The 13269-nt window shown below is 65.6% G+C and carries 11 protein-coding genes; 4 read left to right on the top strand and 7 right to left on the bottom strand.

The genetic code is table 11. The features are described from left to right. Positions 1-3 precede the first annotated feature (3 nt). Positions 4-1128, bottom strand: coding sequence for a transaldolase (tal, locus tag CH291_RS22395; protein ID WP_037189373.1), 1125 nt, complete (start codon positions 1126-1128; stop codon positions 4-6). Positions 1129-1131: 3 nt separating this feature from the next. Further along, the gene (tkt, locus tag CH291_RS22390; RefSeq protein WP_094688691.1) at positions 1132-3231 is read right to left on the bottom strand and encodes a transketolase; all 2100 of its coding nucleotides are present in this window, start codon (positions 3229-3231) and stop codon (positions 1132-1134) included. Between the two features lie 411 nt (positions 3232-3642). Here tkt and CH291_RS22385 point away from each other — a divergent pair, with 411 nt between their 5' ends. Then, a complete protein-coding gene (locus tag CH291_RS22385; RefSeq protein WP_068050518.1) occupies positions 3643-4650 on the top strand; it encodes a heme o synthase in 1008 nt (335 codons plus the stop codon). A 24-nt stretch (positions 4651-4674) separates the two neighbouring features. Here CH291_RS22385 and CH291_RS22380 read toward each other — a convergent pair whose 3' ends face one another. Next, positions 4675-5640 (bottom strand): quinone oxidoreductase family protein, encoded by a 966-nt coding sequence (locus CH291_RS22380; RefSeq protein WP_094688690.1) that lies wholly within the window; start codon positions 5638-5640, stop codon positions 4675-4677. A gap of 136 nt (positions 5641-5776) precedes the next feature. Between CH291_RS22380 and CH291_RS22375 the strand changes: the two genes are divergently transcribed. Then, on the top strand, positions 5777-6148 hold the full coding sequence (locus CH291_RS22375) for a hypothetical protein (protein ID WP_068050522.1): 372 nt from the start codon (positions 5777-5779) through the stop codon (positions 6146-6148). 139 nt (positions 6149-6287) lie between these two features. On the opposite strand, the gene CH291_RS22370 is transcribed toward CH291_RS22375, so the two are convergent. The 4 genes from CH291_RS22370 to mptB are packed head-to-tail and all read right to left on the bottom strand — an operon-like array spanning position 6288 to position 10789. Further along, positions 6288-7292, bottom strand: a complete 1005-nt coding sequence (locus CH291_RS22370) for a COX15/CtaA family protein (RefSeq protein ID WP_094670228.1) — start codon at positions 7290-7292, stop codon at positions 6288-6290. Between the two features lie 55 nt (positions 7293-7347). Further along, positions 7348-8142, bottom strand: coding sequence for an ABC transporter permease (locus tag CH291_RS22365; RefSeq protein ID WP_373455161.1), 795 nt, complete (start codon positions 8140-8142; stop codon positions 7348-7350). A 2-nt stretch (positions 8143-8144) separates the two neighbouring features. Beyond that, a complete protein-coding gene (locus CH291_RS22360) occupies positions 8145-9089 on the bottom strand; it encodes an ABC transporter ATP-binding protein (protein WP_176460513.1) in 945 nt (314 codons plus the stop codon). Further along, positions 9086-10789, bottom strand: a complete 1704-nt coding sequence (gene mptB / locus CH291_RS22355) for a polyprenol phosphomannose-dependent alpha 1,6 mannosyltransferase MptB (protein WP_373455160.1) — start codon at positions 10787-10789, stop codon at positions 9086-9088. Before mptB ends, CH291_RS22360 begins: the two co-directional genes overlap by 4 nt. Before the next feature lie 286 nt (positions 10790-11075). Here mptB and CH291_RS22350 point away from each other — a divergent pair, with 286 nt between their 5' ends. Further along, the gene (locus CH291_RS22350) at positions 11076-11822 is read left to right on the top strand and encodes a helix-turn-helix transcriptional regulator (protein WP_317810418.1); all 747 of its coding nucleotides are present in this window, start codon (positions 11076-11078) and stop codon (positions 11820-11822) included. Then, a complete protein-coding gene (gene sufB / locus CH291_RS22345; RefSeq protein WP_032377835.1) occupies positions 11819-13264 on the top strand; it encodes a Fe-S cluster assembly protein SufB in 1446 nt (481 codons plus the stop codon). Before CH291_RS22350 ends, sufB begins: the two co-directional genes overlap by 4 nt. The last annotated feature ends 5 nt before the right edge of the window (positions 13265-13269 follow it).

Below are 13269 nucleotides of genomic sequence, written 5' to 3'. Positions count from 1 at the left end.
CGGTCAGCTCTTCTGACCTGCTTGGCGAAGCTGCTCGCCGGTGGCCTCGAGCAACTCGTTCCAGGCGGCCTCGAACTTCTGGACGCCTTCGTTCTCCAACGTCACGAAGACATCGGTGATGTCGATACCGAGCGCCGAGATGCGGTCGAAGATCTCCTGCGATTCCGGTCCCTTGCCCGAGACGGTGTCGCCGACGATCTCGCCGTGATCGGCAACCGCGTCCATGGTCTTCTCGGGCATCGTGTTCACGGTGTTGGGCGAGACGAGCTCGGTGACGTACATGGTGTCCGGGTAGGCGTCGGACTTGACGCCGGTCGACGCCCACAGCGGCCGCTGAGCGCGCGCGCCACTGCCGACGAGCTCACGGAACCGAGGAGCGACCTCGAAGATCTGCTGGTACGCCACGTATGCGAGCCGAGCATTGGCCAGAGCGGCCTTGCCCTTGAGCGCCTCGGCGTCGGGGGTGCCGATCGCATCGAGCCGGGAATCGATCTCGCTGTCCACGCGGGAGACGAAGAACGACGCGACCGAGTGGATCTTGTCGAGGTCGTGACCGGCTGCGCGCGCCTTCTCGAGCCCCTCGAGGTACGCGTTCATCACCAGTTCGTAGCGCTCGACGGAGAAGATCAGCGTGACGTTGACGCTGATGCCCTCACCGATCACCTTGGCGATTGCGGGAATTCCGGCCTCGGTGGCCGGAATCTTGATGAGCAGGTTCGGGCGGTCGACGATCTTCCACAGTTCGACGGCCTGCTCGTAGGTCTTGTCTGCGTCGTGGGCCATGCGGGGATCGACCTCGATCGACACCCGTCCGTCCACGCCTGCACTGGCCTCGTACTGAGGCATCAGGATGTCGCAGGCCTCACGGACGTCGTCCGTGGTAACCGTACGGATCGTGGTCTCGACGTCGGCACCTTCACCGGCGAGCTTGGTCACCTGCTCGTCGTATGCCTCGCCCGAGCTCAGGGCTGCCTGGAAGATCGACGGGTTGGTGGTGACTCCGACGACACTCTTGGTGTCGATCAGGTCCTTCAGGTTGCCCGAGCGGATGCGGTCACGGGACAGGTCGTCCAGCCATACCGAGATTCCGGCGGCTGAGAGCTCTGCGAGATTCTTGTTCTGGGTCATGGATTATCCCTTCACATTGGTGATGGAGCGCTGTGCGGCTGCGGTGACGGCCTCGGCCGTGAAGCCGAACTCGCGGAAAAGTGTTGCAGCATCGGCAGATTCGCCATAGTGCTCGAGCGAGATGATCTCGCCGAAGCCGCCGACGATCTTCCACCACGGCATAGCGATACCGGCTTCGATCGACACCCGGGCCTTGACGGTGGGCGGGATCACCTGGTCGCGGTAGTTCTGGTCCTGGCTCTCGAACCATTCGACGCACGGCATCGAGACGACGCGGGCGGCGATGCCCTGCGCCTCGAGCTGCTTCTGCGCTTCCACGGCGTACTGCAGCTCCGAACCGGTGCCGATCAGCACGACGTCCGGGGTCGCCTTGGACGACTCGGCAAGGATGTATCCGCCCTTGGAGACGCCCTCGAAGCTGGTGCCCTCGAGAATCGGGATGCCCTGACGCGTCAGCGCGAGGCCGACGGGTCCGCTGCTGCTGGACTTGGCCAGCACTGCCTGCCATGCGAATGCGGTCTCGTTGGCGTCACCTGGGCGTACCACCGAGAGGTTGGGGATGGCCCGCAGCGCGGCGAGGTGCTCGACCGGCTGGTGCGTCGGGCCGTCCTCGCCGAGGCCGATGGAATCGTGTGTCCACACGTAGATGGGGTCGATGTCCATCAACGATGCGAGCCGAACTGCCGGCCGCATGTAGTCGCTGAACTGCATGAACGTTCCGCCGTATGCGCGGGTCGGGCCGTGCATGACGATGCCGGAGAGGATGGCACCCATCGCGTGCTCACGGATACCGAAGTGCAGCGTGCGGCCGTACGGCTCGGCGTCCCAGTCGTCGGTGGAGATCGACGTGGGGCCGAAGGACTTCGCACCCTTCATCGTGGTGTTGTTGCTGCCGGCCAGGTCGGCGGAGCCGCCCCACAGCTCCGGGAGGACAGGTCCGACGGCGTTGAGGACCTCGCCCGACGCCGCACGTGTCGCGACGGCTTTGCTGCCGGGCTCCCAGGTGGGCAGAACGTCGGTCCAGTTCTCGGGCAACGTGCCCTGGGTCAGGCGATCCAATAGCTTCTTGCGCTCGGGCTCGCGCGCGGCCCAGGCGTCGAATTCGACGGTCCACTCGGCGTGAGCCTTACGGCCGCGTTCCTGCAGCTTGCGGGTGTGGCCGATGACCTCGTCGGTGACCTCGAACGTCTTGGCGGGGTCGAAATCGAGTGCCTGCTTGACCTTTGCGATCTCCTCGTCGCCCAGTGCGGCACCGTGAACAGCACCGGTGTTCATCATGGTGGGGGCCGGGAAACCGATGATGGTGCGCAGGACGATGATCGACGGCTTGTCGGTGACAGCCTTGGCAGCCTCGACGGCCTCTTCGATGGCAGTCACGTTCTCACCGCCCTCGACCACCTGCACGTGCCAGCCGTAGGCCTCGTAGCGCGCGGCCGTGTTCTCGGACAGGGCGATGTCGGTGGAGTGCTCGATCGAGATCTTGTTGTCGTCGTAGAACAGGATCAGGTTGCCGAGCTGCTGCGTACCGGCCAGCGACGACGCCTCGGACGTGACGCCTTCTTCGATGTCGCCGTCGGAGGCGATCACGAAGATGAAGTGGTCGAACGGACTCTCGCCGAGTGCGGGCTCGGGATCGAACAGGCCACGCTCGCGGCGCGCCGCCATGGCCATACCCACGGCGGAGGCGAGTCCCTGACCGAGCGGGCCGGTGGTGATCTCGACGCCGTCGGTGTGGCGGAACTCGGGGTGCCCGGGAGTCTTGGACTTGTAGGTGCGCAGCGCCTCGATGTCGGCGAGCTCGAGTCCGAAGCCGCCCAAGTAGAGCTGCAGGTAGAGCGTCAGGCTCGAGTGACCGCACGAGAGGACGAATCGGTCGCGGCCGATCCAGTGCGTGTCGGTGGGATCGTGGCGCATGGTGCGCTGAAAGAGGGTGTAGGCGAGAGGGGCCAGGCTCATCGCGGTTCCGGGGTGGCCGTTGCCGACCTTCTGCACTGCGTCCGCTGCCAGAACACGAACGGTGTCGACCGCTCGGGTGTCCAGGTCCGTCCAGTCGCTCGGGTGGTGCGCCGTGGTGAGGACGTCAATATCGTCTGTGATCGACACGAGCAGAAATCTCCTGACATTCGTTCGAGTTGTGGCTCCGAGGAATCGTCGCTCGGCGTCCGCTGCAATGCGCCTGGGTGGAGCGCGCGCGCAGTCGGTGCCGAAGGACCTCCCCCACCAGCCTAGTTCCGTCCGACCCTACTGTCGTGCCTTCCCCCGGGCGATTGCGCGCGGGTTACTCGTAGGCGACGTATTCCTCACTTTGGGTGCCCTGCGAATTGGAGGTGCAAACCCAGCCGTCTACCATCGGTCGTAGTAGGCGTACGTTCGTCGGCTGCCGCGGTAGTGAACGCGGGGGTCGGCGCGTGCGCGAAGGCGCCGAAGTGTCGCCATGAAGAGTCAACCCGCGTGCCGGTGGCATGCGAGCAAGTGGCCGAGCGCCAGAGAACGACAGTCGTGCGAGGAGACGCAGTGCGAATTGGGCAGCAGCCGGGCGGACACGGTTTCGCCGGCGGCCCCGGATTCGGAGCAGACGACGAGGGTGAGCCCACGCAGGCCGCGCCGGCGACGTCCGCCCCGCGCAGAGCACTCGCACTCTTTCTTGCGTATGTCGCGCTCACGAAGCCCCGGGTCATCGAACTCCTCCTCGTCACGACCATTCCGGCGATGCTGCTGGCCGACCGAGGAAACGTCGATCCCTGGCTGATCCTCACCACCCTCTTCGGCGGAATGCTGGCCGCAGCCAGCGCCAACACTCTGAACATGGTCGTCGACGCAGACATCGACAAGGTGATGAAGCGCACCGAGAAGCGCCCACTCGCGCGCGGTGCCATGCCCGTCTCGCACGCCCTGATCTTCGGGCTCGTCCTGGGTGTGTTCTCGTTCTTCTGGCTGTGGGCCACCACGAATCTGCTCAGCGGTGTGCTCGCCGTCGTGACGATCTGCTTCTACATTTTCGTCTACACGCTCGTGCTCAAACGGCGCACCTCGCAGAACGTGGTGTGGGGCGGCGCGGCCGGATGTATGCCGGTGATGATCGGTTGGTCCGCCGTGACCGGCACGATCGGGTGGCAGGCGCTGGTGATGTTCCTGGTGATCTTCCTGTGGACGCCGCCGCACACCTGGGCACTCATGCTCCGCTACAAGGAGGACTACCAGGCCGCCAACGTGCCGATGCTGCCTGCTGTCGCCTCGGAAACGAAGGTCACCAAGCACATCGTGCTCTACGCGTGGGCCACCGTTGCCGCAACGCTCGCGTTGGCCCCGGGCTCGGGCATCGTCTACGCAGCCGTCGCTGTGGCGTCGGGAGTGTGGTTCCTCGTCGTGGCCCACCGTCTCTACGCAGGCGTGCGTGCGGGAACACCGGTCAAGCCGCTCAAGCTGTTCATTCTCTCGAACGAATACCTGGCACTGGTGTTCTGCGGCTTGGCCGTCGACTCCGTTCTCGGCTGGCAGACGCTCGCTCAGATCCTTTCCTGAGCGAGCCGTCCGGCACAGTCGGCGTCAGGGAACCAGCACGATGGACCCCATCGTCTTGCGTGACTCCAAATCGATGTGGGCCCGAGCAGCATCCTCCAGCGCGTACTGCGCACCGATCTCGACCGTCAGAGCGCCGCTGGCCATCGCTGCGAACACATCTCCGGCGCGCCACTCCAGTTCGGCCCGGTTTCGGATGTGATGTGCGAGCGTGGGCCGGGTCAGGAACAGGGAGCCCGCGCCGTTCAGGCGCTGCGGATCCATGGGCGGGACGGGACCGCTCGCGGCACCGAACAGAGCCAGAGTCCCTCTGATCCGAAGCGACGCAAGACTTGCCTCGAACGTGTCGGCACCCACGCCGTCGTACACCGCATGGACACCCTCACCAGCGGTGATCTCACGCACGCGGGCGGCGATGTCGTCCTCGTAGCGCAACACGTGGGCGGCACCGGCCTGCGTCGACCGCTCGGCCTTGGCATCCGTGGAGACCGTGGTGATCACGTTCACGCCCTTCGCCACCGCCATCTGCGTCAACAACAGTCCGACGCCACCTGCGCCTGCATGTACCAGCACTGTGTCGCCCCGCTGGGCGGGATAGGTGGACTCGATCAGGTAATGCGCAGTCATGCCCTGGAGCAGCGCCGAGGCGGCCTGATCGGCAGGAACACCGTCGGGAACCGCGATGGCCGAGGAAGCGTCCACCAGGACGTATTCGGCGTAGCTGCCGGGTGCTGCGGCCCAGGCGACGCGAGCTCCCGGAGCAAAGTCCGTGACGTCCGCCCCGACCTGATCGATCACTCCGGACCCCTCGTCGCCGGGAACGTAGGGGAGTGCGCGCGGATACAGGCCGCGCCGAAAGTACGTATCGATGTAGTTGATGCCGATGGCGTCCGTCCTGACCAGGAGTTGAGCAGGTCCTGGCGTCGGTATCGGAACATCGACGACGTTCATGACCTCGGGTCCGCCGGTGTTGTCTATTCGAATGGCACGCATGAAGTCCGTTCTACACCGGCGCGTCGCACCCGGTGGCATCGATCCGCTCGATGTACGCACGCGGGCGAAGTTACCGATCAGTAACGACTGGACGGGTCGATGCGGGGACTGCGAACGGCCTCGGTATCGTGTCGGCATGGCTACCGAAATCGACAGTGCGGGCATCGAGAAGAACGAGTCGAACGACGTTCCCAAGGGAACGCTCGCGGCGGTGAAGAGCTTCCTCGCCGACCACGGCAACTCTGCCAACGTGGTGATTCAGCCGGTCGGTCGCGCCGGGACTCGGCTCACCATGGTCGGTGCCGACGGAGTTCTGGGGGACCAGGTGGTGGCGACGACCGCCATCGCCCGCGCGATCGTCGACGGTCTCGACCAGTTGACCGAGGCCGAATGGGACCGCGAGTTGACCAGTTCGGTCAATCCGGCACCCGGACACCACGAGAAGATGGCCGGGTGGGTAGCCCATCAGAAGAAGTTCCCGAAGGCGCGCAACCAGGCGATCGTCTGAGCGGAGAAAAGTCGCAAAACTTGTTCGATTCGGCGGGAACCATCTGGGCACCCGGTGCGTCGAAATCAGTGGAGGGGCAGTCGGCCATCTGAGGGGGAGGTCGGCTGCCCCTCCACCCTGTTCGAAGATCGATCGATCGTCACGAGTGAACTGCGACGTCCTCGGCGGTCTCGATCTTGTCGGTCGCGGCCGGGCCGCGAGTTCGGCAGGCCGCCCAGACGGCAGCGGTGGCGGCGGTACACGCGCCCGCACCGGCCACATGGAAGGCGACGAGTACGGCTGGAACCCCGGTGAAGTACTGGACCAATCCGATCAGAGACTGTGCCAACACCAGAACGATCAGGACATTGAGTCGAAACGTGACCGTCTTGGGCGCACGAACGGCATACAGGGCGAAGGCCAGTCCGACGAGCAGCCCCAGGTAGCCGACCAGGAACTGCGAGTGCGCGTGCACCAGCGTCACGATCTCGATACCGAGGCGCGGTACCGGTTCCTCGATGCTCTTGTCGCCTGCGTGCGGACCTGCTCCGGTCACCATGGTGCCCGCGATCAGCACGCCCGCCAGAGCGATCCCGGACAGTCCCGTCAGCGCTCGCAGAGCACCGGGCACCGTCGGCGTCGACTCCGATGCCGCATCGCTCTCGCCCACCTTGGCGTACAGCAGCGTGGCCAGCCACACCATCGCCATCGAGACGACGAGGTGAACGGCGACGGTCCACCACAGCAGTCCGGTCAGCACGGTGAATCCACCGATCACGGCCTGCACGACGGTACCGAGTGGCATCAGCCACGCGAAGAACAGCACTCCGCGACGACGCCGCGCCCTGGTGACGGCGATGACGACAGCGGCGGCCGCGAGAACGACCACGAATGTGAGCAGGCGGTTACCGAACTCCACGGCCTGATGCAGAATCGGCACCTCGGACACTCCGACGGGAGTGAAACTACCGGGGAAGCACTGCGGCCACGTGGGGCAGCCGAGACCGGATCCGGTGACGCGAACGACTGCACCGGTGACGGCGATGCCGCCCTGCGTCAGGATCGCGATGAAAGCCAGAATTCGCTGCACACGAAGCGACGGCAGTGGCAGGAGATCGACGACGCGCAGGAATACGCCATAGAGCTTCCGTGGGAGGTAAGGCACTCCACGATGGTAAACGCCGATCAACTACACAGCGTCGTTGGGTAGCGAGCGTGACTCAGGTGAACTTGAACGTGCGGACGGCGAGCGTGCTGCACACCGCAGCCCACACCAGCAGTACGACCACACCGAACACGTCGAACGACGACGCCACACCCCTGCTCAGTGCCTCGCCCAGTGCGCCGGACGGAACGATGCGTGCCACGTTCTGCAGTCCCTTGGGGATCTGGTCGTCGACGAACACAGCGCTTCCGACGCCCAGCATCACGAACCAGGCGATGTTCGCCAGCGCCAGCACGATCTCGGCGCGCAGGGTGCCGCCCAGCAGCAACCCCATGGACGCGAAGGTGACGGTTCCCAGAGCGATGATGACGGCACCGAGCAACAGCCCCGTCGCGCTCGGGCGCCATCCGAGAGCGACTCCGATCGAGCCGAGCAGAATCGACTGCAGGATCACCACGATCACCACGGCGGCGGATTTGCCGCCGATGATGCCCCACCGCGGAAGTGGTGTCGCCCCGAGCCGCTTGAGAGCGCCGTAGCGGCGATCGAAGCCGACGGCGATCGCCTGACCGGTGAACGCCGTCGACATGATGGCCACCATCATCACGGCCGGGACCACTCGGGCAACTCGGTCGACGCCGAGCTCGCCGAAGGGCAGCAGGGTCAAGCCGATCAGCAACGTGATCGGGATGAACATCGTCAGCAGCAACTGTTCACCGTTGCGCAGCAACAACTTCAGCTCGAGGCGGGTCTGCGCGAGCAACATACGTGCAGCCGACGCGGGCTGCGGGCGAGGCGCGAACAGACCTGTCTCGAATCGGTTGTCGGCGAGCCGAGCTTCTCTGCGCACGGTCACTTCCTCAATTCTCTGCCGGTCAGTTCGAGGAACACGTCCTCGAGCCGGCGCTGGTCGACCTGCAGTTCGGTCGCCAACACGTCCTGCTGTGCACACCAGGACGTGACGATCACCAGGATCTGCGGCTCGATCACACCGGCGACCACATAGGAACCGGGCGTCGGTTCCGACGGTACGTACCCCGGGGGAAGAGCCGCGTCGAGCATGGAGAGTTCGAGCCCAGGGGGTGCGGTGAAGCGTAGCTGGCCCTCGGCACCCTGCTTGGTCAGCTCCGAGGGGGTGCCCGAGGCGACGACGCGGCCGTTGTCGATGATCGTCAGCCGGTCTGCGAGCTGCTCGGCCTCGTCCATCAGATGTGTCGTGAGCAGAACGCCGACTCCGTCGCGGCGCAGGGCGTCGATCAGCTCCCACACGAGCAGCCGGGCCTGGGCGTCGAGCCCGGCGGTCGGTTCGTCCAGGAACACCAGTTCGGGCCGTCCGACGATGGCGCACGCCAGGGCGAGCCGCTGCTGCTGCCCACCGGAGAGCCGCCGGTACGGGGTGCGGACGGCCGAGGTGAGGCCGAGGCAGTCGAGGAGCCATGCCGGATCGAGGGGGTCGGCGGAGTACGAGGCGACGAGTTGGAGCATCTCGCCGGCTTTGGAACCGGGGTATGCACCTCCGCCCTGGAGCATGACGCCGATGCGTGGCCGCAGCTGCGCCGACTGCGCGACGGGGTCGAGTCCGAGGACTCGGACCGAGCCGCCGTCGGGGACGACGAATCCTTCGCACATCTCGACGGTGGTGGTCTTTCCGGCACCGTTGGGGCCCAGCAGTGCGAGAACCTCGCCGGGGCCGATGTTCAGGCTCAATCCGTCGACGGCACTGACACCGTCGTACGACTTGCGTACGTCGGTCAGCTGTACGACAGGTTGCGTCGCGTCGGACGTCCCGGAGATCACGAGGACTCAGCGTATTCGTCTGCGCTGCGGTCGCGTGCCGGTGGTCCGGTGCGGGTGGGCCACGGCATCCGGTTTCGCGTGAACAGGTAGAGCACTGCGATCGTCAGGATGGTCATGACTGCGGCCTGCACGATCTGGAACGGCTGATACTCACTGCCGTTCGGCATCAGGATCACACTCACCAACGACGAGAAGGCGATGGCCGGACGCCGGAACGAGGAAGTGGTGGCCCATGCCGCCAGCGGAATCACCGCCCACAGCAGGTACCAGGGTTGGACCACGGGGAACAACAGGACGACGGCACCGAGCGCGACGCCGAGTGCGCCGACCGGATGTAGCCGGCCGCGCAGAACGGCGATCAGCATGCGGACGACGATGATTCCCGCGACGACGGCAGCGATCGGGCGAGTGAGACCCAACACGGCGGTGGTGTGGTCGCCGAGGCCGAGGAGTACACCGACGAATCCGGTGCCCAGCCCGAGAATCGTGGGAATCGACATCCAGCTGCGCACCACGCCGGCGGTCCCCAGAGTGTTGATCCAGCCGAAGCCGAGCCCACTGCCCAGGCTCACCGCGACTTGGACCGCGACGGCGATCGAGCCGAGCAGGATTGCCGCGTACACCACGGATCTGAGGGTCCCGCCCCACCGCCTCGACAGGGCCATCCCCACGAAACCGAGTGCGATGAGCGAGGGAATCTTGATCGCAGACGACAGCGCGATCAGGCCTGCTCCGCCGACGAGGAATGCAATATCGGTGCTGCGGAGGGGACCCGAGCGCTCGATCGCGCGAAGCGCCAGTTCGGTACCGGCCAGCATGAGCCCGATCATCAGGGCCTCGTTGTGGATACCGGCGACCAGGTGGAACAGCAGCAACGGGTTCGCGGCACCGAGCCACAGTGCCGTCACCGACGCAACCCCGCAGCGTCGGGCGAGGCGGGGCAGCGACCAGACGATCAACGCCACGCCCGCCAGTGCGAGCAGACGATGCAGAAAGATGCCGGCGACGATGTTCTCGCCGGTCAGGTACGTGATGCCACGCCCCATCCACAGGAACAGTGGGCCGTAGGGTGCCGGGGTCTCCCGCCAGATGTTGGGAACAGTTCGGGTCAGTACGTTGTCGGCCCCGAGTGCATCGACCGGACCGACCTCGTACGGGTCGAGTCCGCGTGCGGTGATCTCGCTCTGAGCCAGGTACGAGTAGACGTCGCGCGAGAACATCGGCGGTGCCACGCACAACGGCAGGATCCACAGCAGCAACGTGCGGTCCATCTGGGAGCGGGTGAGTCGCCGCGGGGTCGCTCCCGATCGCAAGCGTCCCAACGCGAATCTTCCCAGCAGCAACCACGCGAGCACCACGATGACGGTTCCGGTCATCGTGACGGTCAGTGCGGTGGTCGCCATCCGGGACGGCAGGCTCAGAAGTCGGACGCCTGCGATCGGGTTCTGCAGCACCGGCTGCGCGCCTGCGCCGAGTGCTCCGATCGCCATCAGCAGTGCGCCCGCGGCACCGAAACGGCGGATGTTCCTGAGCTGGTTCGTCTCCGCCGGATTCAGCCCCGGTGTCTCCTGCTCGTCTCCGTGCAGGGTGGCGACCACCCCGCCCGGAGGCGTGGGCTCGAGGCCGATGACTCGACGTGCCGGGGCCACGACGAACCTGTGGACGAATGCAGTCGGCGTGGACTTCGATGTGCCGGACACCGGGGGAGACCCGGGACCGCCCGCAGAAGGTGAGCTCTCGAAACTGGGCTCACTGTCGGTCGATGGCACAGTGGGAGCGTAGCGGGGCACTCGCTCACCACCTGCACCGTGCTCCACCCGATGACATGCGCATCGGCCGCCGCGCTGGGTGAGCAGCCCGCATAGGGCACCCTTGCTGGACCGAGTACAGCAATTCCGTCACACTGGTGTTGTGAAAACAACCGAGAGCTCGCTCGTGCGTCCGGGAAGTGTCGAGTCGTCGGCCTCCGGCGCAGGCGTTTCGTCGGTGCGACCCACGTCGGCGCCCGAGGGGCAGACGCGGAGCGCTGTGGTCACGCTGCTGCTCGAGGAAGGCCCCATCACCGCCTCGGACATCGGCACTCGACTGGGGTTGAGCGCGGCGGGTGTCCGACGTCACCTGGACGCACTCATCGACGCGGGCGAGGCCCGCATCACCACCCCCGCAGGTGCGCGGCAACGGGGCCGCGGCCGACCGGCCAAGCACTTCCAGCTCACTGCAGCCGGACGTAACCGTCTCGGCCACACCTACGACGATCTTGCCGGTGCCGCCATGCGGCAGTTACGCAAGATCGGCGGGGATGCGGCCATCGAGACATTCGCGCGGCAACGCGTCAACACCATCGTGGCCGACGTGGAGCCGGCCACGGGTTCCGATGCGCATGCCGTGGAGGACGCTGCCGACCGAATCGCCGACGCGTTCAGCGCGGCGGGCTTTTCTGCCACCACCCGTCAGGTGGGCAACGGTGTGCAGATCTGCCAGCACCACTGCCCGGTGTCGCACGTCGCCTCCGAGTTTCCGGAGTTGTGCGAGGCCGAGCAGACCGCGTTCGCCGAGATCCTCGGCACGCACGTGCAGCGTTTGGCGACCATCGCCAACGGCAATTGCGCATGCACGACGCACGTACCGCTGTCACCGACGCGGTACTCGAACACCGATAGTTCCGACAAGAAGACTCCCGACGCGCAGCCCCGCGTCGGAGAACGCCCACGCCTCCGGAAGGAGCCCGCATGACCGTCACACCAGACCAGGTGACACCCACCGCGCCGCTGACCCAGGACGAGACCATCGCCTCGCTCGGCACCTACGGATACGGCTGGGCCGACTCGGACGTAGCCGGTGAAAGTGCCAAGCGCGGTCTTTCCGAGGCCGTCGTCCGGGACATCTCGCAGAAGAAGAGCGAGCCCGAGTGGATGCTCGAGGCGCGCCTCAAGGCGCTCAAGACGTTCGAGCGCAAGCCGATGCCGAACTGGGGTTCCAACCTCGACGGCATCGACTTCGACAACATCAAGTACTTCGTGCGGTCCAGCGAGAAGCAGGCTGCCACGTGGGAAGACCTGCCGGAAGACATCAAGAACACGTACGACAAGCTCGGCATCCCCGAGGCGGAGAAGCAGCGCCTCGTCTCCGGTGTCGCTGCCCAGTACGAGTCCGAGGTGGTCTACCACTCGATCCGTGAGGACCTCGAGGCTCAGGGAGTGTTGTTCCTCGACACCGACACCGCCCTCAAGGAGCAGCCGGAGCTGTTCCGCGAGTACTTCGGCACCGTCATCCCCGCGGGCGACAACAAGTTCTCCGCACTGAACACCGCGGTGTGGTCCGGTGGATCCTTCATCTACATCCCGCCGGGCGTCCATGTGGACATCCCGCTGCAGGCCTACTTCCGGATCAACACCGAGAACATGGGCCAGTTCGAGCGCACGCTGATCATCGTCGACGAGGGTGCATACGTGCATTACGTCGAGGGTTGCACCGCGCCGATCTACAAGTCGGATTCGCTGCACTCCGCCGTGGTCGAGATCATCGTCAAGAAGGGTGGTCGTTGCCGCTACACGACCATCCAGAACTGGTCGAACAACGTCTACAACCTCGTCACCAAGCGTGCCAAGGCCGAGGCAGGCGCAACGATGGAGTGGGTCGACGGCAACATCGGCTCCAAGGTCACCATGAAGTACCCCGCTGTCTGGATGACCGGTGAGTACGCCAAGGGTGAGGTTCTCTCGGTCGCGTTCGCAGGCCCGGATCAGCACCAGGACACCGGCTCGAAGATGTTGCACCTGGCACCGCACACGTCCTCGAACATCGTCAGCAAGTCCGTCGCTCGCGGCGGTGGCCGGACGTCGTACCGCGGTCTGATCCAGATCAACAAGGGTGCGCACGGTTCGCGTTCGACGGTCAAGTGCGACGCGTTGCTCGTCGACACGATCAGTCGTTCCGACACGTACCCGTACGTCGACATCCGCGAGGACGACGTGTCGATGGGCCACGAGGCCACCGTCTCGAAGGTCAGCGACGATCAGTTGTTCTACCTGATGAGCCGTGGCATGACCGAGGACGAGGCCATGGCAATGGTCGTGCGTGGCTTCGTCGAGCCGATCGCTCGCGAACTGCCGATGGAATACGCGCTCGAGCTCAACCGGCTCATCGAGCTGCAGATGGAAGGGTCGGTCGGATAAGTGAA

This window comes from Rhodococcus sp. 14-1411-2a, from assembly GCF_002259485.1.
In the GTDB taxonomy this organism is placed as follows: Bacteria; Actinomycetota; Actinomycetes; order Mycobacteriales; family Mycobacteriaceae; genus Rhodococcoides.
The sequence above is the reverse complement of the archived record's forward strand: the minus strand, read 5'-3'. Positions and strand labels throughout refer to the sequence as shown.